This is a genomic window from Arenicella xantha, assembly GCF_003315245.1.
Classification (GTDB): Bacteria; Pseudomonadota; Gammaproteobacteria; order Arenicellales; family Arenicellaceae; genus Arenicella; species Arenicella xantha.
On record NZ_QNRT01000006.1, the window covers coordinates 153,721 to 175,178 of the forward strand.

The 21,458-nt window shown below is 46.2% G+C and carries 25 protein-coding genes; 18 read left to right on the forward strand and 7 right to left on the reverse strand.

Translation table 11 applies throughout. The features are described from left to right. The 7 genes from DFR28_RS17225 to ccmI all read left to right on the forward strand — a co-directional run bounded on the left by DFR28_RS17225 (position 1) and on the right by ccmI (position 5,968). Positions 1-798 (forward strand): heme ABC transporter permease, encoded by a 798-nt coding sequence (locus DFR28_RS17225; RefSeq protein ID WP_245941784.1) that lies wholly within the window; start codon positions 1-3, stop codon positions 796-798. A gap of 61 nt (positions 799-859) precedes the next feature. Next, a complete protein-coding gene (ccmD, locus tag DFR28_RS20115) occupies positions 860-1,024 on the forward strand; it encodes a heme exporter protein CcmD (protein ID WP_342773314.1) in 165 nt (54 codons plus the stop codon). An 80-nt stretch (positions 1,025-1,104) separates the two neighbouring features. Beyond that, entirely contained in the window at positions 1,105-1,569 is a 465-nt protein-coding gene (locus tag DFR28_RS17235; protein WP_113955636.1) for a cytochrome c maturation protein CcmE, read from the forward strand. A 112-nt stretch (positions 1,570-1,681) separates the two neighbouring features. Further along, complete coding sequence (locus tag DFR28_RS17240) at positions 1,682-3,652, forward strand: heme lyase CcmF/NrfE family subunit (protein ID WP_113955637.1); 1,971 nt, start codon at positions 1,682-1,684, stop codon at positions 3,650-3,652. Between the two features lie 3 nt (positions 3,653-3,655). Beyond that, the gene (locus DFR28_RS17245; protein WP_113955638.1) at positions 3,656-4,186 is read left to right on the forward strand and encodes a DsbE family thiol:disulfide interchange protein; all 531 of its coding nucleotides are present in this window, start codon (positions 3,656-3,658) and stop codon (positions 4,184-4,186) included. Next, positions 4,186-4,674 (forward strand): cytochrome c-type biogenesis protein, encoded by a 489-nt coding sequence (locus tag DFR28_RS17250; RefSeq protein WP_113955639.1) that lies wholly within the window; start codon positions 4,186-4,188, stop codon positions 4,672-4,674. Before DFR28_RS17245 ends, DFR28_RS17250 begins: the two co-directional genes overlap by 1 nt. Positions 4,675-4,690: 16 nt before the next feature. Next, positions 4,691-5,968, forward strand: a complete 1,278-nt coding sequence (ccmI, locus tag DFR28_RS17255) for a c-type cytochrome biogenesis protein CcmI (RefSeq protein WP_113955640.1) — start codon at positions 4,691-4,693, stop codon at positions 5,966-5,968. A 27-nt stretch (positions 5,969-5,995) separates the two neighbouring features. On the opposite strand, the gene DFR28_RS17260 is transcribed toward ccmI, so the two are convergent. Continuing rightward, positions 5,996-6,472 (reverse strand): methyltransferase family protein, encoded by a 477-nt coding sequence (locus DFR28_RS17260; RefSeq protein ID WP_113955641.1) that lies wholly within the window; start codon positions 6,470-6,472, stop codon positions 5,996-5,998. A gap of 89 nt (positions 6,473-6,561) precedes the next feature. Further along, complete coding sequence (locus DFR28_RS17265; RefSeq protein WP_113955642.1) at positions 6,562-7,047, reverse strand: flavin reductase family protein; 486 nt, start codon at positions 7,045-7,047, stop codon at positions 6,562-6,564. Positions 7,048-7,166: 119 nt separating this feature from the next. On the opposite strand from DFR28_RS17265, the gene DFR28_RS17270 reads away from it, so the two are divergent. Further along, entirely contained in the window at positions 7,167-7,595 is a 429-nt protein-coding gene (locus DFR28_RS17270) for an HIT family protein (protein WP_113955643.1), read from the forward strand. A gap of 21 nt (positions 7,596-7,616) precedes the next feature. On the opposite strand, the gene tadA is transcribed toward DFR28_RS17270, so the two are convergent. Together tadA and ppsR are read right to left on the reverse strand one after the other, a co-directional pair. After that, on the reverse strand, positions 7,617-8,063 hold the full coding sequence (gene tadA, locus DFR28_RS17275) for a tRNA adenosine(34) deaminase TadA (RefSeq protein WP_113955644.1): 447 nt from the start codon (positions 8,061-8,063) through the stop codon (positions 7,617-7,619). Then, positions 8,060-8,899: a posphoenolpyruvate synthetase regulatory kinase/phosphorylase PpsR gene (ppsR, locus tag DFR28_RS17280; RefSeq protein WP_113955645.1), complete on the reverse strand. Its 840-nt coding sequence runs from the start codon at positions 8,897-8,899 to the stop codon at positions 8,060-8,062. Before ppsR ends, tadA begins: the two co-directional genes overlap by 4 nt. Positions 8,900-9,032: 133 nt before the next feature. Between ppsR and ppsA the strand changes: the two genes are divergently transcribed. The 4 genes from ppsA (at position 9,033) to DFR28_RS17300 (ending at position 14,753) form a co-directional block, all read left to right on the forward strand. Further along, positions 9,033-11,417: a phosphoenolpyruvate synthase gene (gene ppsA / locus DFR28_RS17285; protein WP_113955646.1), complete on the forward strand. Its 2,385-nt coding sequence runs from the start codon at positions 9,033-9,035 to the stop codon at positions 11,415-11,417. Between the two features lie 321 nt (positions 11,418-11,738). Then, the gene (locus DFR28_RS17290; RefSeq protein ID WP_113955647.1) at positions 11,739-12,152 is read left to right on the forward strand and encodes a CBS domain-containing protein; all 414 of its coding nucleotides are present in this window, start codon (positions 11,739-11,741) and stop codon (positions 12,150-12,152) included. A 79-nt stretch (positions 12,153-12,231) separates the two neighbouring features. After that, complete coding sequence (imuA, locus tag DFR28_RS17295) at positions 12,232-13,143, forward strand: translesion DNA synthesis-associated protein ImuA (protein ID WP_113955648.1); 912 nt, start codon at positions 12,232-12,234, stop codon at positions 13,141-13,143. A gap of 20 nt (positions 13,144-13,163) precedes the next feature. After that, on the forward strand, positions 13,164-14,753 hold the full coding sequence (locus tag DFR28_RS17300) for a Y-family DNA polymerase (RefSeq protein ID WP_113955649.1): 1,590 nt from the start codon (positions 13,164-13,166) through the stop codon (positions 14,751-14,753). 21 nt (positions 14,754-14,774) lie between these two features. Here the strand turns inward: DFR28_RS17300 and DFR28_RS17305 are convergent, their stop codons facing one another. Then, complete coding sequence (locus DFR28_RS17305) at positions 14,775-15,560, reverse strand: enoyl-CoA hydratase/isomerase family protein (protein WP_113955650.1); 786 nt, start codon at positions 15,558-15,560, stop codon at positions 14,775-14,777. A gap of 318 nt (positions 15,561-15,878) precedes the next feature. Beyond that, entirely contained in the window at positions 15,879-16,388 is a 510-nt protein-coding gene (ssb, locus tag DFR28_RS17310; RefSeq protein WP_113955651.1) for a single-stranded DNA-binding protein, read from the reverse strand. 421 nt (positions 16,389-16,809) lie between these two features. Here ssb and DFR28_RS17315 point away from each other — a divergent pair, with 421 nt between their 5' ends. Continuing rightward, on the forward strand, positions 16,810-17,556 hold the full coding sequence (locus DFR28_RS17315) for a hypothetical protein (RefSeq protein ID WP_113955652.1): 747 nt from the start codon (positions 16,810-16,812) through the stop codon (positions 17,554-17,556). Positions 17,557-17,880: 324 nt separating this feature from the next. On the opposite strand, the gene DFR28_RS17320 is transcribed toward DFR28_RS17315, so the two are convergent. Beyond that, positions 17,881-18,876 carry an integron integrase gene (locus DFR28_RS17320; protein ID WP_113955653.1) on the reverse strand — a complete coding sequence of 332 codons (996 nt, stop codon included), beginning with the start codon at positions 18,874-18,876 and terminating at the stop codon, positions 17,881-17,883. Positions 18,877-19,137: 261 nt separating this feature from the next. Between DFR28_RS17320 and DFR28_RS17325 the strand changes: the two genes are divergently transcribed. From DFR28_RS17325 to DFR28_RS17340, 5 genes are all read left to right on the forward strand, one after another. Beyond that, positions 19,138-19,611 carry a hypothetical protein gene (locus DFR28_RS17325; protein ID WP_113955654.1) on the forward strand — a complete coding sequence of 158 codons (474 nt, stop codon included), beginning with the start codon at positions 19,138-19,140 and terminating at the stop codon, positions 19,609-19,611. Between the two features lie 84 nt (positions 19,612-19,695). Beyond that, positions 19,696-19,998, forward strand: coding sequence for a hypothetical protein (locus DFR28_RS17330; protein ID WP_147251050.1), 303 nt, complete (start codon positions 19,696-19,698; stop codon positions 19,996-19,998). Between the two features lie 106 nt (positions 19,999-20,104). After that, the gene (locus tag DFR28_RS17335) at positions 20,105-20,377 is read left to right on the forward strand and encodes a hypothetical protein (RefSeq protein ID WP_113955656.1); all 273 of its coding nucleotides are present in this window, start codon (positions 20,105-20,107) and stop codon (positions 20,375-20,377) included. Further along, positions 20,364-20,513 (forward strand): hypothetical protein, encoded by a 150-nt coding sequence (locus tag DFR28_RS19755; protein WP_170132159.1) that lies wholly within the window; start codon positions 20,364-20,366, stop codon positions 20,511-20,513. The genes DFR28_RS17335 and DFR28_RS19755 overlap by 14 nt, the downstream gene beginning before the upstream one ends. A gap of 391 nt (positions 20,514-20,904) precedes the next feature. Next, the gene (locus DFR28_RS17340) at positions 20,905-21,297 is read left to right on the forward strand and encodes a tetratricopeptide repeat protein (RefSeq protein ID WP_113955657.1); all 393 of its coding nucleotides are present in this window, start codon (positions 20,905-20,907) and stop codon (positions 21,295-21,297) included. Positions 21,298-21,458: the final 161 nt, after the last annotated feature.

Below are 21,458 nucleotides of genomic sequence, written 5' to 3' on the forward strand. Positions count from 1 at the left end.
GTGATTCTATTTATTGGATTTTTTAATACTGTTTGGGACGCTTTAGGGCGGTTCTATCATCGCTTGGGTTCACCGCGCGAATTCTATAAGATCAGCAACGTGGTAACGCCAATATTTGGCATCTTATTTTTATCGTTGTCATTAGTGGGCGCATATTACGGCTTATTCGTCGCCCCAGCGGACTACCAACAAGGCGATAGCTTTCGAATTCTTTACGTGCACGTGCCGGTAGCCTGGATGTCACTGTTCGTCTACGTCACAATGGCGGTTGCCGCGGCTATTGGCCTAATTTGGCGCATCAAAATGGCATTCGTGGTCACCATTTGCTCAGCGCCGATTGGCGCAGCTTTTACCGCGCTGGCCCTATTGACTGGCTCAATCTGGGGCAAACCCATATGGGGAACATGGTGGGTTTGGGATGCACGACTAACCTCAGAATTGATTCTATTTTTTCTTTATCTCGGCATCATGGCGACCTACTACGCGTTTGAAGAACGTAAAACTGCGGAGAAAGCCGCGGCATTGGTCTCGGTAGTAGGCGTTGTTATCGTGCCCATCATCCACTATTCGGTAGAATGGTGGAGCAGCTTGCATCAAGGCGTTACGGTGTTCGCTAAAGGTGGCCCGAAAATGCCAGCATCAATGTTATTTCCTTTAGCGATGATGGCACTTGGCTTTATGTTTTATTATGGATATGCGCTATTTCTAAGCATGCGACACACCGTATTGAAAAATGAGCAATCAAGCCGCTGGGTCAAAGAGCTAGCACAAAACGCTGAGCAAGCAACTCATTCCTGAACAACTAATTCGTGAACAACTAACTCCAAAGCAAACAATGAACTGGACAGAATTTTTTCATATGGGCGGCTATGCGTTTGAGGTGTGGGTCTCTTGGGGCCTAACTGGCGCAGTTTTATTATGGTTTGTAATTTCGCCCAAGTTAAAGCACCGTCAAGTTATTAAGTCCGTGCATAGACAAACGCTACGAGAGCGTCGTATTAGTCAATCTGAAGATCAGTTATGATTGCGCACACGCCCTACCATTAGCAATGCCACATCCAATTCGAGCATCCACCTACTAAACAATTTAATTAGCGTGTATTTATGAGTCCGTCACAACGTAAACGTTTAGGCATCATCTTTTTAGTCCTCGCTGGCGTCGCCATATCTGCCGCGCTAGCTATTATGGCGATGCAAAGTAGTTTTGAGTATTTCAAGACACCATCGGAAATTAACACCGAAGGATTTGAAAAGAATCAGACCTACAAAATCGCCGGCATTGTTCGTAAAGGGTCGTTACAACGACTTGACGACGGCATTACTCAGCGCTTTCGAGTCACCGATTGTGAGCAAGATGTCGTCATCCAATATACCGGCTTGCTCCCTGATTTGTTCAGAGAAGGCCAAGCTATTGTTAGTGTTGGCAAATTCACTGATGAACCCGCATTAATCGCGTCTCAGGTGCTGGCTAAACATGACGAAAATTATGTTCCAAATGAAGCGGCTGATGCCGTTATGCTGCAACAAGCCAATAAATGTGATCAGGCCGACGGCCCGATTGACTACTGATTCAAAAATTTAGACGGCATTGGCCTTTTAGACTGCCGCCGTTGTCGCCAATAATAGCGAGCTAACTAACAATGACCAACCTAACAATGACCAACCCTAAGAGTATTAATCCATGATTGGTGAACTAGGTAACTTCTGTCTGATCCTAGCGATGTTCATTTCGCTAGCACAAGGCATTATTCCATTAGCCGGCACCGCCAATAATCGCAATGGCTGGATGAATTTTGGTCGCTCCGCCGCTTACACCCAATGGTTACTTGTCGCTGGGTCTTACGCATTACTGACCTACGCTTTCTACTTGAATGACTTTTCAATCGAGTACGTGGCACGCACCTCGAACTTACAACAGCCTGTTATGTATCGACTATCAGGCGTTTGGGGCGGTCATGAAGGATCACTGTTGTTATGGATACTCATGCTCAGCAGCTGGACCGCACTGGTTGCGCGCTTTAGCCGAGGGATCCCCCGCGACATGGTCGCTCGAGTGCTCGCTATATTAGGCTTAGTGAATGTTGGATTTATTAGCTTTACGCTGTTCACCTCAAATCCATTTAACCGCCTCTTTCCAGTTCCACTTGACGGGCAAGAGCTGAATCCCTTGCTGCAAGACCCCGGATTCCTGATTCATCCGCCAATGCTGTATATGGGATACGTCGGATTTAGCGTGGTGTTTGCCTTTGCAATCGCAGCCATGCTCAGTGGCAAACTCGACACCGCATGGGCACGCTGGTCACGACCGTGGACTACCGTAGCATGGTTATTTCTAACCATCGGTATCGTGCTCGGCAGTTGGTGGGCTTACTATGAACTAGGCTGGGGCGGCTGGTGGTTTTGGGATCCAGTAGAAAACGCATCGCTGATGCCGTGGCTAGTAGGCACAGCCCTAATGCACTCCTTAGCCGTGACCGAAAAGCGCGGAGCACTCAAGGCTTGGACCGTATTATTGGCCATCCTCGCGTTTTCACTGAGTTTGTTAGGTACATTCTTAGTACGTTCTGGTGTGTTGACCTCAGTGCATTCATTCGCAGCCGACCCAACTCGCGGGCTGTATATTCTATTATTCTTGTTAGCTGTCGTCGGCGGTTCGCTGTTGCTATATGCAATGCGTGCGCATCGTCTCAATAGCGATGTCCACTACGGGCTATTTTCCAAAGAGACCAGCCTACTACTCAACAATATCTTTTTGGTAGTGGCGGCATTTATGGTGCTGCTGGGTACGCTAGCACCGATTCTTATGGATGCCCTCGGCAAGAAAATCTCTGTCGGCGCGCCCTATTTTGATTTTTGGTTCGCTTTACTGACAATCCCGCTTGCCATCATTGTTGGAATCGGCTCAACCAGTCGCTGGAAGCGTGATGACATCGGTCGCTTTACTAAGAGCATCGTGACTATTTTGGCGGTTAGCGCGCTGGTCAGCAGTTTGATCACTTGGAAGCTGAGCCTTGATAGCTTTTCTTGGGGCGCATTCGCCGGTGTCACACTCGCTGTTTGGGTCGCGCTTTGGGCGGTTCAAAGCATCGTTGAACGCCTCAAAAATCAACGCAATATTATCACCGGTTTGATTAAGATTCCCGCGTCGATTTGGGGCATGAGCGTGGCACATTTTGGCATTGCGGTGATGGTTGTTGGTATAACCCACGTTAATAGCTACAGCGTTGAGAAAGACATTAAATTGGAGCCGGGGCAAAGTTACGAAATGGCTGGATACCAATTCCAATTTAACGGCGTCACTCAAGTTAGAGAGCGCAACTACGTGGCCAACGAGGGTCGTTTTGAAGTCACGACCACGTCCGGTAAACAATTTGAACTTAAGCCGCAAAAGCGCTTTTATTCATCCAGCAGCCCCATGACCGAGGCCGCTATCAACACCACTTTGACACGCGACGTCTATATATCGTTAGGTGAACATTTAGGCGACGGCGTTTGGACCGTACGGCTATATCTACGTTCATTTGTCGCTTGCATTTGGCTGGGCGGGTTTATAATGGCTCTAGGTGGAATCATTGCCACGGCTGATCGTCGCTATCGACGGCCGATCAAAAAAGTAACTCCTCAGCAACTCGCTGACCTACCGGCGAACTAATTCATGAATATGCGTTTTATAGGGCCGCTAGTCGTATTTATTGCAATCGCTGCATTGTTAGGTATTGGTCTTACCATGAACCCTCGCGACATACCGTCGACAATGCTAGACAAACCAGCACCGAACTTTAGTTTGCCGGTGCTAGCCAACCCTCAGCAGACATTTTCGCCGAGCGATCTCAAAGGGCAACGGTGGGTATTGAATGTGTGGGCTTCTTGGTGCGTGTCGTGTCGCTATGAACATCCCCTACTCAACCAGCTAGCCAGCAACGGTGCCACAATTGTCGGATTAAATTACAAAGATGAACCAGACAAAGCGGCTCAATGGTTAGCTGAACGTGGCAATCCATACACCGTATCGCCGCTTGACCAACAAGGTCGTGCCGGTATCGAATGGGGCGTAATCGCAGTACCTGAGACCTTCATTATTGATGAAGCAGGTAACGTTATCTACAAACACACTGGGCCGATCACACCGGAGTTGGTGGCAAACGAATTCGTTCCTTTGTTAGGCCTGTCGGAGCGACAACCATAATGACAAAATATATATTGTTACTCGTAGGCGCATGCTGGATATTCAGCTCAGCGCCCAGCCAAGCCGTGATCGAACAAGTTGAATTCGATGAACCACAACAAGAGCAGCGTTACCGCGACCTGACTGAGGAACTCCGGTGTGTGGTCTGCCAAAATCAAAACATAGCTGACTCCGAAGCACCACTGGCAAAAGATTTACGCGAAATTACCGCTGACATGATCCGCCAAGGTGCGAGCGATGACGAGGTGAAGACGTTCATGCGTGATCGTTATGGCGATTTTGTGCTCTACCGAACGCCGTTTAATTCCGCTACTGCGTTCTTATGGCTAGGGCCAATTATCGTACTTCTAATCGTATTGTTTGGCGTTATAAAACATATTCGTAAACGCCAAGAAGATGACCTACTCGGCGCATCTCAATCCCAAGATGATACTAATCGCATTAAAGTAAGAAATTTACTCCGCGACACACCAAACCTCGGCGACTGAGGCGAGCAACTATCTCATGACTGTTTTCATTATTATCTCAATTGCTATCATCCTTGTTTCTATTGGCCTGCTACTTAGACCACTATTAACCGAGCGCGACAGCATATCCTATGAGCGCCAGGCGCAAAATATTCATTTCGCTAAGGAACGTCTCGCGGAGCTTGAAGAACAACTCAAGAATGCGAGTATTTCGGCTACCGATTACGAAGCACTAAAATTGGAAATTGAAAACACTCTTGCTGAAGACATCGATATGGCGACGCAAGCCGAGGTTAAGTCCGACAAACCATCCACCGGCTCCAATCGACTAGCGATAGCTGCCTTGTGTCTAGGACTGCCGCTCGCAGCTTTCGGCGTATACATGATTATCGGTAACCCCGCATCCGTTACCAATGAACAAGCGTCGAATACGCAGAACCAAGCAGCGCCCACATCAGCCCAACAGAATCAGGTTGAAGCCTTAATCCGCGGCATAGAACAACGCTTAGCCGAGCAACCGGATGACCTTGAGGGCTGGAGCTTGATCGCTCGTACTTATCTGTCACTTGGGCGCTACCAAGATGCGCAAAATGCCTATCTCAAGGTACTCGCATTAGGTGGTGAAAAACCGAGCACTTATGCCGCTCTGGCCGATGCCACTGCCCTACTAGCCAACGGTGAAATCACGGCTGAAGCGACTATGTATATTAATAAAGCGCTCGGCATGGATCAAAATAATCAGCAAGCGTTGTGGTTAGCTGGCCTCGGAGCCTTACAACGCAATGATGACGCAGCCGCTAAGGACTACTGGGGCAATCTATTGCAACAGCTATCTGACATGCCTGAGCAACAGCAAGAATTGCGCGAAATCATGGCTCAAAGCTTGGGTTCAGCACCTGCCGCACCGGCCGTCGCCAACAATACTAACCAAACCACCACAACTCAGCCAAAACCGTCATCCAACAAGTCGCCAGCCTTGATTTTAGAGGTCTCGCTGTCTAATGAATTAGCATCTAAAGCAAGTCCAAACGACTTAGTGTTTGTTATTGCTCGCGCTAAAAATGGCCCGCCAGCTCCATTGGCCGTCAAACGCCTCACGGTGGCACAACTCCCCACTACCGTCACTTTGACAGACGCCGATGCCATGATGGCTCAATTTTCTTTGTCGGCATTTCCAGATGTTGTGGTGCGTGCGCGGGTATCGAAATCAGGCCAGCCTGTCGCCAGTGCCGGCGACCTTCAGTCTGCAGGGATCGAGGTCAAAAACTCGCATGCTGAGTCAGTCAGCTTAACTATTTCCGATGTGATTGACTAAACATCTCTGACTCGATCACAGCAACCACTAGAGCCACCGGCGTACTTTGCGCCGGTAGTTAGTGAACGAATCACCAAACAAATCTTGCATGGCACGCTCTTCCGGAACAATTTGAAATCGTGTGATAAACACCACAAAGAGAAGCACACCAAGCCAGCTGAAAACACTGCCTAGCCATATTGCACATCCCATGGCAACAAATACCATACCTAAGTACATTGGATTGCGGCTAAAGCGAAAGATCCCAAACTGCACCAGCTGACTTGCTGACGCTGGTCGCAAAGGATTTACCGTTGTGTGCGCTCGCCGAAAGCTAACCACACCTAGCACAGCAATAGTCACGCCGATAATCGCGCAGGCCAACGCAATAACTTTATTGACTAGCGGCGCAGAAAATAATAAGTGGCGAGCCGTATCCACATAGGCGAGCAACACTATTAGCAGCAAGCTCAACAACAAAACAATCGGAGGCGGAACGCGATGCTCTAACCATTGCCATTGCATACTACTCATCTCCAGTGACCCAAGGTCATGTTAATTAATTGTCTGTCACCACACGACTGATGCGGGTAAATTCAGATTTTCCCGCAACACTATTTCAGTGCTTGATACTGTCCGCTGAAAAACACCAATGGTGAATGTGGCGTCGACTCATAGTCTAAAACAGCGCCAACAATAATCACATGGTCCCCACCTTCATAAAGGTGCTCTGTCCGACAATGAAACCGAGCACTAACCTCGGAGAATTGTGGCACATCATGATGGCCGGCAAACCAATCTACGTCATCGAATACAGTTTCGTCCCAGCTGCGCATAGCAAACAAATTAGATAATGGTTGCTGTTCAGCCGTCAGCACACTGATGGTGAAATATTCGGCTTCATGAAATTCCGTAAATCGAGTCGAACCTTTATCTACACACCACGACACTAACGGCGGCTCGAGCGAGACTGAAGCAAAACTATTGGCCGTCAACCCAATCGGCTTTCCTTGCTTGTCTCGTGTCGTTACAACTGTAACGCCGGTTGCGAATTGACCAAATGCATCGCGCAAAGAGCGATGCTGATTAGAATCTGTCATTTAAAATTATTGTCCTTCATATGAATGTACCTATTATCATCTTTTTCGCCTACGATTGAAACTAAAGCACATATTGGTTATGTTAGCTGTCGTCCAAATTGAACTTGAGTTGTCGAACAATGAGCTACGATGCTAACAATATTTTCGCCAAAATCCTGCGCGGTGAAATCCCCGCCATAACAGTCTATGAGGACGATCAAACTTTGGCATTTATGGACATCATGCCGCAAGCTCATGGGCACACACTGGTTATCCCTAAAGAAGCGGCCGAAACATTGCATGACCTGTCAGACGATGCCGCCGCCAACCTAATCAAGAAAGTGAAAATGATTGCGGCTGCGGTGAAAAGCGCAATGCAAGCCGAAGGCATAACCCTATTCCAGCTAAATGGTGAGGCCGCAGGTCAAACCGTTCCACATATTCATTTTCACGTGCTACCCGGCTCTATTGTTACCGCTCGCGCTCATGCATCCGTGCCGAGCGACCAGTCGAGCTTGGAAGACGCCGCAGCTCGTATTCGTTCAGCCTTGGAACAAGTCCAACACTAGTGGCTCGAATGAATTCGCAGACTAGCGGCGCGATCGGAAAAACGCTCTAAGCATGTCAGCGCTATCTTGCTGGTACACGCCAAATTCAACTTCACATTGATGGTTTAATTGCTCATTCTGAAGAATATTGAGTACTGAACCACCGGCGCCCGCTCTTGGTTCCGCGGTGGCAATAACCACACGCTTAACTCGCGCATGAATTAACGCACCAGCACACATAGCACAAGGCTCCAGAGTTACGTACAGCGTAGCATCCGGCAAGCGATAGTTTTGGGCATGATTACACGCCGCTCGCAAGGCATTGATTTCAGCATGAGCGGTCGGGTCTTGTTGAGAGATTGGCTGATTGAACCCTTCGCCAATCACGTTATTGTCGCGAACTAAAATCGCACCGACCGGCACTTCTCCTACTGTTTCAGCGTGTCGCGCTAAGACTAGCGCACGCTGCATCCAGACCTCATCACTCATAAACTTGCTACACGTCGCTCGATCCCGGCACGCTGCAACATACGTGCGGCAATTTCCTCAACAGAAAGCTGCGTGGTATCGATATAGGGCACCCGATATTGGCGGTATAAGGTCTCAGCCTGGCGAATTTCATCCACGCAGGTTCGTAAGTTGGCGTACTGACTATTCGGTTTACGTTCATTACGAATCTCTGACAAACGCGCTGGGCGAATCGTTAAACCAAATAATTTGCGCTGATGTTCAACCAAGGCATTGGGTAGCTTGCCAGTATCGAGATCATCAGGAATCAAAGGATAATTCGCCGCTTTTACGCCATATTGCATACCCAAATAAACGCTGGTCGGCGTTTTGCCTGTGCGCGACACACCGATCAAAATAATGTCCGCCTCAGCGTAACGATGCAAATGCATGCCATCGTCATTTGCCAATGCAAAATGCACCGCATCAATCCGCTGCATATAGTTTTGGTCAACCGTACGACTGTCCTCTTTAAAAATAGCCGGATGCCCAACATTATGCGCCGACTTAACGCCCAGTTCGGCCTCTAAAGGCGATAAAAATGTCGAGAAAACATCAATATAGAAACAGTTAGAATTCTCAATAACAATACTTACATCTTGATTCAGAATGGTGTCGACGACAATTGGCCGCGCTATCGACTCTTGTGCTTCTTTATTGATTTCAGCTGCAATGCGATGCGCTTTTTCAGGTGTATCAACAAACGGTTTAGTGACACTTTCAAACTGAATCTGTGGAAATTGGACCAATAAGCTTCGACCTAAATTCTCAGCGGTCATCCCAGTACTATCTGATAAGAAGAAAACTTTGCGTTTCATGCGTTTTTTTGACCTTTTTAGCGATTTCTTTAGGTATCTGTATACCGATTATTCAGGACACGATTTGTTCTCGTAAAGCTGCGTGTTAAACTTCAGTTCCACGAAAATACTTAATCCAAATGAGGATTATCCTTTGAACACGAAACACTCCAACGAGTACATCATCGCGTTCGATCAGCTTACTATAAACGATGTGGAACATGTCGGGGGCAAGAATGCCTCACTCGGTGAGATGATCGCAAATCTTAGTTCACTTGGCGTATCGGTGCCGAATGGGTTTGCTACCACCGCAAATGCTTATCGTGAATTCTTAGCGACTGATGGCTTAGACAAGAAAATTAATGCCCGGCTAGATGCTTTGGATGTTGACAATATTGACGACCTCAATAGCGCTGGCGCTGACATCCGACGTTGGATTATTGAAACACCTTTTCCAGCCGCTTTCGACTCCGCATTAGACGCAGCTTTCACCGCCATGCAAGGCGGTAATGCCAACCTAAAAGTCGCTGTTCGATCATCCGCCACGGCTGAAGACCTACCCGACGCATCATTTGCTGGACAACAAGAAACCTTCTTAAATATCGAAGGTTTAGCTGCGGTTAAACATGCGGTACACGAAGTCTTCGCCTCGCTGTTTAATGACCGTGCGATCTCGTATCGCGTACACCAAGGCTATGCGCATGAAAATGTCGCACTATCCGCTGGCATACAACGCATGGTACGCAGTGAAACAGGGTCCGCTGGGGTAATGTTCACTCTCGATACCGAGTCCGGCTTTGACGACGTGGTATTTGTTACCTCGTCTTATGGCTTAGGTGAAACGGTAGTACAAGGGTCAGTGAACCCTGACGAGTTCTACGTGCACAAACCCACGCTCAATGCCGGTCGCCCCGCCGTTGTACGCCGAAATATGGGCAGCAAATTGATCAAAATGATCTATTCCGGCGAAACCACCGCAGGACGCTCAGTATCAACCGTTGATGTTGATGCGGCCGAACGCAAACGGTTCTCTATCACCGACGCCGACGTCGAATCTTTGGCACGCCAAGCCCTCATCATTGAGAAGCATTACGGCCGACCGATGGATATCGAGTGGGCTAAAGATGGCGATGATCAACAGCTGTATATTGTGCAAGCACGCCCCGAAACAGTGGCAAGTCAATCTGACGCAACCATGAAGGTCAGTTACAAGCTAAACGAATCCAGCTCAGTATTAGCCGAAGGCCGCGCCATCGGACAACGTATTGCCAGTGGCAAGGTTCGTAAAGTCTTGAGCATTGATCAAATGAACATTGTGCAAGACGGCGACATTCTGGTCACCGACATGACCGACCCCGATTGGGAACCGGTAATGAAACGCGCTTCAGCAATTATCACCAATCGTGGCGGACGAACCTGTCACGCTGCCATTATCGCTCGTGAACTAGGCGTCGCAGCCGTAGTTGGTTGTGGTAATGCTACCGAACTATTGGACGACGGTGTGGCGGTAACGGTATCTTGCGCGGAAGGCGATACTGGCTACATTTATGCTGGTGAGTTGGACTTCGAGAAGCAAGTTACCAAGCTCGATAACATGCCTGAAATACCCTTCAAAATCATGCAAAACGTGGGCAATCCAGACCGAGCATTCACTTTTGCTCAACTCCCACATGAAGGGATTGGCCTAGCTCGATTGGAGTTCATTATTAACCGCATGATCGGCGTTCATCCGAAAGCGCTTATTGAGTATGACAAGCAGCCAGCCGACGTAAAAGCCATCATTGATGAATATATGGCTGGATACGACTCACCGACTGATTTTTTCGTCAAGAAATTGTCCGAAGGAATAGCCACACTAGCTTGTGCCTTTAGTCCCAAGCGGGTCATCGTGCGTCTCTCTGACTTCAAGTCAAATGAATACGCACACATGGTTGGCGGCCATGACTACGAACCTGACGAAGAGAACCCAATGCTTGGTTTCCGCGGTGCGTCACGTTATATCGCTCCGAGCATGCGCGACTGCTTTGAATTGGAATGCCAAGCTGTTAAGTATGTTCGAGATGTCATGGGACTTACCAACATTGAGATCATGATCCCCTTTGTCAGAACCGTTGACGAAGCAGTACAAGTCATTGACTTACTTGGTGAAAATGGCCTGAAGCGTGGTGAAAATGGTCTTAAGGTAATCATGATGTGCGAGCTACCTTCCAACGCCCTACTCGCCGATGAATTTCTTGAGCACTTCGACGGTTTCTCGATTGGCTCTAATGACATGACACAATTAACTCTTGGTCTAGACCGAGACTCAGGCATTGTGTCGCACCTCTTTGACGAACGTAATCCGGCCGTTAAGAAGATGCTGTCAATGGCGATCGAAGCATGTAACCGCGCAGGAAAATACATTGGTATTTGCGGCCAAGGCCCGAGCGACCATCCGGATTTTGCTGAGTGGTTGTTTAAGCAAGGTATTGACTCAGTATCACTTAACCCAGACTCGGTAGTAGAAACCTGGGAACGATTAGCAAAGCTAAAAATCTAGCTAAACGTCACTGAGCAATCTTGTCGAGCTCAGTTAATAGCAATAAACATAAACTTGGTCACTCAAGGATGAGTCACCAAGTCTAGCACTACCCTCCTCTAGTTACCGATACGGCAATATATCTCACATCAACAATTCAAGTTAAATGACTGATATTCATGCTGTGAATTAATTCCGCTACGCTGATTCTCGTCAAAAAATATATTTGTGGTATGTTTATTAAGGTGAACTTGTTGATCACTATGAACATTAATGAATTGTCTAGATGCATGATGCGTCTACAGTTTGAAATTTCACATAACATCTAGTTAGGAGAATGCGATGCTACGTTCAGTTCAAATGAAAGACTATATGTTGGCCAACCCGGTCAAAGTCAAACCCAGTGATGATGTGTTTGAAGCGATTCATCAGTTATTGGTCTACCGAGTATCCGGTGTGTGTGTGGTTGATGATACCGACAAGCTAGTCGGCGTACTGTCTGAACTAGATTGTCTACGGGCTATTTTGAGTTCAGTCTACAATAAAAACCCCGTAGGCAAAGTCTCAGAGTACATGACCAAAGAGGTGATCTCGGTCAAACTGCAAGACAATATAGTGGATGTTGCTACCGACATGATGTTGCACAAACATCGTCGCCGACCGGTGATTTCAGACGACGGCACATTAATTGGGCAAGTTACTTGTCGCCAACTACTGCGCGCAGTGAAAGACTTCGCCGCTCCCGACAATCCATAGAGATTCACCCTAAAAAGCATGCGCCGATTCCAGCCAGTAACAATTTGAATTATGTACATCATTCAAATATACTGCGTTGATGAGCGACAGCGACCGACATAAACAAGCCACACACAACACTGAAACACAGCAAAAAACTGCGGAAAAGAACCCGCCAGCTAACAAACTAACGGATTCACAAAAAGCTGACACACTGAATAAAATTGGGGCCGACAGTAGCGTTAATATCTGGCGCGGCTCAAACAGACCCCAGCAGCAACGAAAAAAAACGATTAGTACCGGCTTTACCGAATTAGACCAGCAACTGCATATCGGCGGTTGGCCATTAGGCATTACTTCTGAGCTTGGCATTTCGCAACACGGTATCGGTGAGTTGCGTCTGCTAATTCCAGCACTCAGAGCCTTACAACAAAGGTCACATGAAGCCCAACACATTATTTTGGTTGCGCCACCGTTTCTGCCTTTTGCGCCGAGCTTCATTAAAGAGCAAATTGATGTCAGTCAGCTAACGATAGTTCAAACTAGTAACATCCAAGATACATTGTGGGCCAGCGAGCAATGCTTACTGTCTAAATGCTGTGCCGCCGTATTGTGTTGGAGCGGAAACTACAATCTCACTACACGAGAACTTCGTCGCCTACAATTGGCAGCTGAAAAGTCAGGCAGTTGGAATGTGCTATTACGCCATAGCGACTGCCTCTCACAGTCATCCGCATCTGGATTACGCATACAACTACAATCCGATTCATACAGTAAACTGACACTACATATTGTCAAACAGCCAGCTGGCTGGGCCGGCCAACGGCTCACCTTGTCATTGTCGCCACACTATGAAAATTGGCAGCGATTGCCAGTCGGGTTACTGCCTCATCACAACCAAACGCAAGTGCCTATTGTGCCCGAACGCATCGAGACGCCGAACCAACATTTGCATCAACAGGCCTCGGTAACTGTGTTAGCACCACTATCGTCATTACCCACTGTGCATTAGTGCCGAAATGCCCTCGTACCATGCCAGACACACCATCAAAAACTCCTCGCAGCCCTTCATTCGACCGCTCAGAAGACCGCTTAGAAAATCGCGAGCTCAACACAAAGACTAAAGAAAAACCAGAAGAGCCGCCGACCCTTTGGCTATGCCTACGACTAACGCACCTAGCACTTAACAGTCTCGACATCGCATTAGATACCGAACAGCCAGCTGCCATTACGTACCAACAGCAAGTCTGGCAATGTAATACTCAAGCGGCCAAATCTGGTATTAACCCAGGCATGAGCGTAAACCATGCACTAATGCTTAACCCGACCCTTCATTTACAAGAACGCGAACCCGACAGAGAAGCCAACAGACTTACTCAACTAAGCCATTGGGCTTACCGGTTTACGTCATTAGTAAGTCGCTACAACGACCACACTTTACTTCTAGAAATAGGAAAAAGTGTTAAATTATTCAATAACTTAAACCACTTACTCAACCTACTTAATAATGATTTAGCCAGCTTTAAAATTGCAGCCCAACAAGGTCTCGCCAATACAGCTAAGGCCGCTTATGTAAGCAGCTTCAGTCAAGCGCAAAATCAACCCAGCACAAGCAAGCTAATTTCACACAACCTGGGTAACGCTTGCATCGAACACCTAGATATTGATGACAAAACAATAGCGCAACTGCATAACTGCGGGCTTGAAAGTCTTAACGATTTAAACGCCATACCTAACAGAGAACTTGGCGCACGATTTGGCAGGAAGTTGCTGGACTACCTTGAAAAGCTCTACGGCAACCTAGCCGACCCGCAAATCGCAATCACTCCACCTGAGACATTTCATGCCAGTGTGGATTTTGCTGAGCCGATCCATAACTTAAACTGGATTCAGCAACAATTGAATCGACTATTACAGGATTTAGCCAGCTTCCTAGCACTACGCCAATTAGTATGTCGCAGTTTTACTTGGCGGTTCTATCAAGACAACAACCGCTTATTGAAAACCGTAACCATTGGCATAAGCAGCAAAGACCTAATTTCTAACCAAGATAAAGCGGTATTACTGTTTGAGGAATTAACGCAGCTTAAACTTGCCAGCCTCCAGTTAAGCTGGGAGTTCTCAAGCATTGAATTGAGTAGCACACAATTAGTGCCCGTCACCTTGTTCAATAACGACTTATTTGACCCTAAGCCAGCCACACAACAATTCGATCAGTTAATCGACAAGCTAAGCAACCGACTTGGTCACAACACACTATTTCGAGTAAGCCCTGAGCCCGAGCACTTACCTGAACTAGCAAATGGCCGCCGACACGCCTCGGTGCAGCTTGTTAAAGAAAGCAGCCCTCAATACAACACACCACAACTGCATAACAATACGCTCAAAGATGAACCACTCTGGTTACTCGAGCAACCAAAAAGGCTGGCACAACATGCCAACCAACCCTTACTTGAAGGCCCGTTGAATATTATTCACGGCCCCAACCGTATTACCAGCCACTGGTGGGCCAAGCTACAAAGCAGAGACTACTTTATTGCACGACAACCTAATGGTCGGCTACTGTGGATCTTTTTTGAGCGTGGCGGTAAAAATTGGTATTTGCACGGGTTATTTGCTTAGCGTTAGGCCAGCTTGATCACACTAACTAAATGTCGGTCGGCGCTTCTCAACAAAAGCATCAATACCTTCTTGACCATCGGCCGAATCAGCTCGTTCCGCGATAGTCTGCGCTTCTAACGCCATCTGCGCTTCCAGCTCATTGGTTGGCGACTGCAACAACAGTGATTTGACTGCAGCGAACGAGCCTGACGCACCGTTAGCAAACATCTCAGCCCACTCTAAAGCCGCCGCCATCAAATGCGCATCCGGCACAACACGATTAATCAACCCCCAATGCAGCGCCTCTTGAGCATTCAATACTTTATTAGTGAACATCAACTCCTGAGTCTTACGCAAGCCGATTAGACGTGGCATAAAGTAACTCGCACTACCGTCTGGGCTAAGTCCAACGTTGGTGTACGCCATGGTGAACTTGGCTGATTCTGCGGCAACCACCAAATCTCCAATCACAGCAGTACTAAAACCCGCACCAGCAGCGGTACCATTAACCGCTACAATCAACGGTGTGGCCATACGCGACAAAATCGAAATCGCCTTATGCAGCTCATCGGCAATCTGTTTGACGCCGGCACTTGGACCTAATGGGCTCTCTTGCATAGCCTTCACGTCTCCACCAGCACAGAAAAAACGGCCATTGCCAGTCAGAATCACCGCCTTTAGCGACGCATCTTCCGCTGCCCTTTGAGCCGCCAACGCAAACTCGGTCGCCATTTCCAAGTTCAGACCATTGGCCGCATCAGGACGATTAAATGCAATCGTCGCAATTCTATCTTGCTGTTTATATTCAATGGTTTGGAATTCTTTCATAATTTTATATCTCACAGATTTAATTAGCCAAAAAGTGCTTCAATTGGCTACAAAACACATTCGGCATAGTGCTTTTTAGAGCACTTCATTATACAACCGGAATGCGATTTTATTGCTGACTTCATCGCTATATTGCGACCAGATCGCAGCTGAAAATGGTTGGGTAATTTAAAACTAATCACGCTAAATACTCGAATGATGACAATGCAGGCATAGTCAATGAGCAAGCTTCTATTCTCACAGAAAATAAAAAAAAGCCCTTTTTATACAAGGGCTTTTCTTAACTACTTAATATAAATACTGCTTCCGAGACAATGCCTAGAACGGTATATCGTCATCAAAGTCAGGCGCTGGCTGTGGTGGTGTAGACTGTGCTGGCGCCGCGCGCTGCGCACCGCCTGCTTGTCCACCAGCAGCTTGACCACCGCCACGGTTTTGCTGAGGTGCAGACTGTTGATAGCCTCCGCCACCGCCTTGCCCCATGTTGTCGCCACGCGAATCAAGCATTTGCATTTCACTTGCGACAATCTCAGTGGTGTAGCGGTCTTGCCCACTTTGATCTTGCCACTTACGTGTTTGCAACTTACCTTCAATGTAGATTTTTGAGCCCTTGCGCAAATATTCACCGGCGATCTCACCTAAGCGATTAAACATGACAATACGATGCCATTCTGTTTTCTCAACTTGCTCTCCAGTGTTTTTATCTTTCCAACTTTCCGATGTCGCGACACTCAAGTTAGCAATCGCTGCGCCATTGTTACCGTAGCGCACTTCGGGATCATTGCCCAAATTACCAACAATAATTACTTTATTAATACCACGTGCCATTCGTTACTCCTTAATTTGGTTTGAACATTGTGTTGTGGTTGTTCAGCTGCGCAATTTTAACGCGCATCCCCTCCAACTGCAAAGCGCACTCAATAAAAAACCCAATACAATACTAGAACCGCCAGTAAGCGACCTAAGGTGGTGAATATCAATCCATTACAAATCACGCTCGACTTATACATACAAGGTCCACCAACTCGCTGTAGAAGCTCAAATGTAAATTGCTAAAAACGCTGAGATTCGGTAGATTCCAAAATCTTCTTGATCATTCTTTAATGTTTGGGTTTACTAAAAATGAAGTCAGAACCATATTCTGACCGAATATTAAAGAATATCTTGCACGTCAAATGTCTTTTTAAGGTTCGAAGACATTGTCTACGAGTCAGAACTGGCATAATTTAACGATAATTGGGGCAGTACAATGCTAGTTCGCGAAATATACAAAGCCATTCTTTGGCCCACAGTTTTGTGTCTTTTGACATTTAGCACTGGCAACTCACAAGCACAAGAAAATGACATACTTGATTTTATTTCAGCCATCGTAGCTGGTCTAAAACCAGACGCACCGACTGGACCTCCGCCACCTCCAACACCAGCAGGTTCAGTTGATATTCAGGAAAATTATGTACAAACAGGTTACTTTCTCGCGGGCCAAGTATTTAATCACACTGAAAGTAACATAGAGAATCTTCGCCTAGTAATTCATGACCTTGCAGGTAACAGGCTGGATTTTATTTGGGAACACAGCGCCAAAATCAACAGACGTATATTCCAGCCAGGAGATTCCGCCTGTTTCGAAATTTCATTGTTTGAACTTAAAGATCGTCGTTTATTGGCTGAGGAAGTATCGATCGCTGGTGTAGAATTTGACTTTACTGATAGAGAAAAGCCAAACGCGTGGATAACGAACCTCAGAATCAGCCGCTCATCATCGTCTAGTGTCAAATTTGAGGGCACGGGTAATGTTGGGGCAAGCGGATTATCCGGTGGCAGCATACTATCAACTTCATTTGATGCGAATGGCGATGTTGCTAGCTGCGAAAAATCCGAATTCTCTCAAGGGTTCTTTCAACCAAATACCTATTTCTCTTTCAGAGTATTTGATAACCACAGGTTTGACGAGGCGGTATCTTTTGATGTCTCTTTAGATGGTGTTCCAACACAATAAATTGCTGATTTTTAGCTCAGCGGTCATCGTCAAGAATTTGCACGAGCGTGCAAGTCTAGGCAAGAATGTCAGGAAGCTTATGAGAACGGATTAAACACACAACCAAAGCCCCATCCTTTTTGGGCTACCTTAACTTCCTAAAGACATTAGATTTTATATACTTAAATTAAACTTCACTCCTTAACTATTCTATTCTTACTAAGCTTACATCTCTGCAAAAGTCTTGCTGACAATCCCGCTGAAATACTGATGTTTGGCTCTTTCCATTTCTCAAACTCATTGGTAGAAGTAAGGTGTCACCCATGACTTGAGTAGAAAAAAACATTACAACGCGTCCAGCGGGCTTGCAATATCAAGTCCGTGCTTATGCAGCACATGTGTATAAATCTCCGTGGTCGACACATTCGCATGCCCTAACAGCTCTTGAATCACGCGGATACTCTGACCCGATTCTAGTAAACGCGTAGCGAAAGAATGGCGGAATGTGTGTGGAGTCGCGTTCTTGGTGAGACCGAGCGATCTCGTCGCGTGTTTAAGCTGAGTACTCATCGCTGCATCAGACAAATGGTAGCGGACAGGCACTTGCTTTTGCACATCGAATGAGATGGACCGAGCGGGGAACAAAAACTGCCAACCAAGTTGCTTGGCGCGCGACTTAGTTGGCGAGTGTTTCCCTCCAGCGATGTAAGTCCGCCCTAACCCGCGTCTACTGTCGGCACTGTGCAGAGCTTGTACCATACAAATTTGCTGCTCAAGGCTCGGGATAAGAGATTCTGGTAACAAGGTGACGCGATCTTTGCCACCTTTACCCGCATTCACTACAATCAACCCTCCACTAAAGTCTATGTGGTTTATGCGAAGGCTCAAGGCCTCATTAATTCTTAAGCCACTGCCGTACATCAACTGTGCGACTAAACGCCATGGTGAAGCCAGAGCGGCGATCAGCGATAGAGCCTCATGATGCGACAAAACAACCGGAACCTTACGCCGGCGCTTACTCTTCGTCACTCGGATTTGGCCTAACGGCCGACCAAGGAACTGATTAAACAAGAAAGCCAACGCATTTAACGCCGCCTTCTGTGTATTCGTGGTCACCTCGTCGACTACCACCATGTGGTGTAAATACTGCTCGACGTGTTTGGGCATCATTTCACTCGGATCGTTAAATGAGTGATACTTAATAAAACGCTTGATCCATCGACAATAATGCCCCTCAGTAGAAACCGATAAACCTCGACTACGAATAAATGCACGTAACTTATGCATAAATCGAACCGGCTTTTCAGGAATCGGTACACGTGTCCGCGGTACTCTAGCCATAGATTCACTCCTTGAATCATTTTAAGATACCAACTATTCTAAAAATATTAGCTTAACGATTCAAGAAATACACACAAGTTCGAACTATTTATCGAAAAAACACACAGAAATCAAGGAGTAAGGATTTTTGTCGGTACCAATATAAACCCAACTCAGTTAGGTTTATAATTTTCTGAAACCGCTAACGCATTGATTAATATGGATTTATGAAAGTCACTATAAAAATATTCTCAATAAAAATATCCATAACTAAGTTTGGATATGAAAACTGTTAGTGAGATGAGAGAGTCAAAATACTCCGTAGCTCTAGAGCGAGATCTGAGGGGTTCACACCTTTTTGTTTTGTTGCTATTGGCCGGTACGGTGCTTCATTTCTATCTCCTGCGCAGCGGGAGCTCTGTCCTAATATTAGTGCTAGCTGCTTTAGCATATTGGTTGCCTCGCTCCAAACCGGTGGAATACTTTTGGGCGAATGAGAAAGGGTTTGAATTTCATACATCAAGAAAAGCTCTATCTTTCGTACCATGGGAGCAGGTAGAGAACATCGTTCTTGATAAAGATTATCAAGATAGCTCAGAAATAATCGAGATAAAGCTTAATAGGAAGCTTAATGAAAAGGCACTTTATATTCGAAGTTCTGGTTTAACTAAAACTAGTCTATTTCTATCTCTCGGCAATAAAAGCCGAGAGATACATGAAAAGCTAAGTGGTTTAAATAGTAGTGGGGCAGCATAATTCTCACTAACAAGAACCAAAAGTACGCCTGCGGCGGGACGCTCAATACTTCGCGCCCCTTTGCTTGGCGTTATGAGTATTAGAATGAAAACATTGTTAAGTGTACTTTTTCTATTTCCCTTAATTGCTTTATCACAAGGGCATAAGTCAAGCGAATCTGAACTCGTTGCATTTTTAAATAACAATGGATATAGCGTTGTATCAAATGAAACACAGGACGTTACAATTCACTATCAAGAAAAAAGTATGCAGTGGAGCGTTCGTTTTCAAGGTAAGTGCATGACAGCAGAAAAACCTAATTGTGTTTGTATAGATTGCGAATCATACATAGTTATTTCAGACTCAAAAAAAGGCTTTAAAGTTTTAGGTGTTGTGCTTGATGGTTAAACTCATAACAAGGTCAAAAACTACCGCACACTGCGTGTGCTCGGACGCGCAGAAAACGCGCGCCCGTTTTAACGGCGTTATGTGCTATGAGGCTACTTAGGAAAATATGAGCGCAGGTCTACCACTACTAATATTAAGTGTTCTATCCACGATCATTCTTGTGGTCTGGTTACGCAATGGTGCGGGGGATAAAACGCATCGAATTACGGCATCAGGTGTTCTGTTAGCTATTTTGGTTTTATCTTGGGTGGTATTACTTTCATTTGGTGTTTTTCATCCCATTGGCTCATGGGGAATGGGTGTTGGTTTTATTGCATCAATAGTCGCTTTTTTTGTTCCCGTGATTTATAACAAGTGGTGCAGCAATGAGCACACATAACAAAGCAAATCAGCATCAGTCGCTGCGCTCCTTGGACAGCCTTGCCGTCGCTCGTTTTGTGCATGGCTTCGCCATTGGCGCACAAAAAAATCAACGCCAAGTCTGCCGCTGTTTGCGGCGTTATAGCGCTAAATAATATCGTATGAGTGCAAGAGCCAATTACAACAACCTAGTGTCATTTTTACTGATGGTTCCCTTGATGGCAGTGCTCTATGCTATTTCTGTCTATTTGATAGAAGATACAATTTGGTTCTGTATTGCTTCATTTTTCTTTATTGGGTTTTCGGCAGAGCACATTTATAATTTTATCGTGCGAGCCAATAACCCAAATCTAGAAAGATATTTAAGCTCAAGCTTCTGGCGTATTTTTGCACTAGGAGTTCCTTTTACTCTGTCACTTATTTCATGGTGCATAGCTAATGCTCTATAACAAGTTGTCAAAGTACACTCCGCTGCAAACAACGCAGCTCCGCGGGACGGCTGCTTCGCGCCGCCCCTTGGCAAGGCGTTAGTGTCACGGAGGAATCGTGGATCAAAACATACTGCTAGAGCTGGAAAAAATCAGGGACATATTAACTCTTATTCTTTTGTTGCTTGGTGTATTGGTCGTAGCAAAAGCATTAAATGTAATAGGTAATATTTCGAGTAATTGGCAGCTTCAACGTTCAGATAGAATTCGCAATCACTCTATAGACCTCCATGATCAGGAAAAGTATTCTGAACTAATTGAATATTTAGCTAAGAAACTGAATGACTATCCTAACAACCCAACAGCAATTTACTGGATGGCAAGGAGCCATTTAGGAAAGGCTGACTATGTCAGCGCAAAAAAATATTTTTTAAAATTAAAAGATATAGAGCCATCATGGGAGAAAGACTATGTTGAGCCCTTCATGAGAGAAATTGAAGAAAAACACTAACAAGCTCAAAAACTCCTGGTCACTTCGTTCCCTCGGACGCGCAAAAGACGCGCGCCCGTTTTAAGGGCGTTATATTTATTAGGTAATTTTTGCATTGAATACAGAGCTTCGTATTGAAATCTTAAAGGAACACGCTAAGCAAATAGCTTTTGTTGTAGCTA

Coding starts and splice junctions, on each gene's coding strand:
- ccmD (WP_342773314.1), top strand. CDS start 860: ATGGGCGGCTATGCGTTTGAGGTGTGGGTCTCTTGGGGCCTAACTGGC.
- DFR28_RS17235 (WP_113955636.1), top strand. CDS start 1,105: ATGAGTCCGTCACAACGTAAACGTTTAGGCATCATCTTTTTAGTCCTC.
- DFR28_RS17240 (WP_113955637.1), top strand. CDS start 1,682: ATGATTGGTGAACTAGGTAACTTCTGTCTGATCCTAGCGATGTTCATT.
- DFR28_RS17245 (WP_113955638.1), top strand. CDS start 3,656: ATGAATATGCGTTTTATAGGGCCGCTAGTCGTATTTATTGCAATCGCT.
- DFR28_RS17250 (WP_113955639.1), top strand. CDS start 4,186: ATGACAAAATATATATTGTTACTCGTAGGCGCATGCTGGATATTCAGC.
- ccmI (WP_113955640.1), top strand. CDS start 4,691: ATGACTGTTTTCATTATTATCTCAATTGCTATCATCCTTGTTTCTATT.
- DFR28_RS17260 (WP_113955641.1), bottom strand. CDS start 6,472: ATGCAATGGCAATGGTTAGAGCATCGCGTTCCGCCTCCGATTGTTTTG.
- DFR28_RS17265 (WP_113955642.1), bottom strand. CDS start 7,047: ATGACAGATTCTAATCAGCATCGCTCTTTGCGCGATGCATTTGGTCAA.
- DFR28_RS17270 (WP_113955643.1), top strand. CDS start 7,167: ATGAGCTACGATGCTAACAATATTTTCGCCAAAATCCTGCGCGGTGAA.
- tadA (WP_113955644.1), bottom strand. CDS start 8,063: ATGAGTGATGAGGTCTGGATGCAGCGTGCGCTAGTCTTAGCGCGACAC.
- ppsR (WP_113955645.1), bottom strand. CDS start 8,899: ATGAAACGCAAAGTTTTCTTCTTATCAGATAGTACTGGGATGACCGCT.
- DFR28_RS17290 (WP_113955647.1), top strand. CDS start 11,739: ATGCTACGTTCAGTTCAAATGAAAGACTATATGTTGGCCAACCCGGTC.
- imuA (WP_113955648.1), top strand. CDS start 12,232: ATGAGCGACAGCGACCGACATAAACAAGCCACACACAACACTGAAACA.
- DFR28_RS17300 (WP_113955649.1), top strand. CDS start 13,164: ATGCCAGACACACCATCAAAAACTCCTCGCAGCCCTTCATTCGACCGC.
- DFR28_RS17305 (WP_113955650.1), bottom strand. CDS start 15,560: ATGAAAGAATTCCAAACCATTGAATATAAACAGCAAGATAGAATTGCG.
- ssb (WP_113955651.1), bottom strand. CDS start 16,388: ATGGCACGTGGTATTAATAAAGTAATTATTGTTGGTAATTTGGGCAAT.
- DFR28_RS17315 (WP_113955652.1), top strand. CDS start 16,810: ATGCTAGTTCGCGAAATATACAAAGCCATTCTTTGGCCCACAGTTTTG.
- DFR28_RS17320 (WP_113955653.1), bottom strand. CDS start 18,876: ATGGCTAGAGTACCGCGGACACGTGTACCGATTCCTGAAAAGCCGGTT.
- DFR28_RS17325 (WP_113955654.1), top strand. CDS start 19,138: ATGAAAACTGTTAGTGAGATGAGAGAGTCAAAATACTCCGTAGCTCTA.
- DFR28_RS17330 (WP_147251050.1), top strand. CDS start 19,696: ATGAAAACATTGTTAAGTGTACTTTTTCTATTTCCCTTAATTGCTTTA.
- DFR28_RS17335 (WP_113955656.1), top strand. CDS start 20,105: ATGAGCGCAGGTCTACCACTACTAATATTAAGTGTTCTATCCACGATC.
- DFR28_RS19755 (WP_170132159.1), top strand. CDS start 20,364: ATGAGCACACATAACAAAGCAAATCAGCATCAGTCGCTGCGCTCCTTG.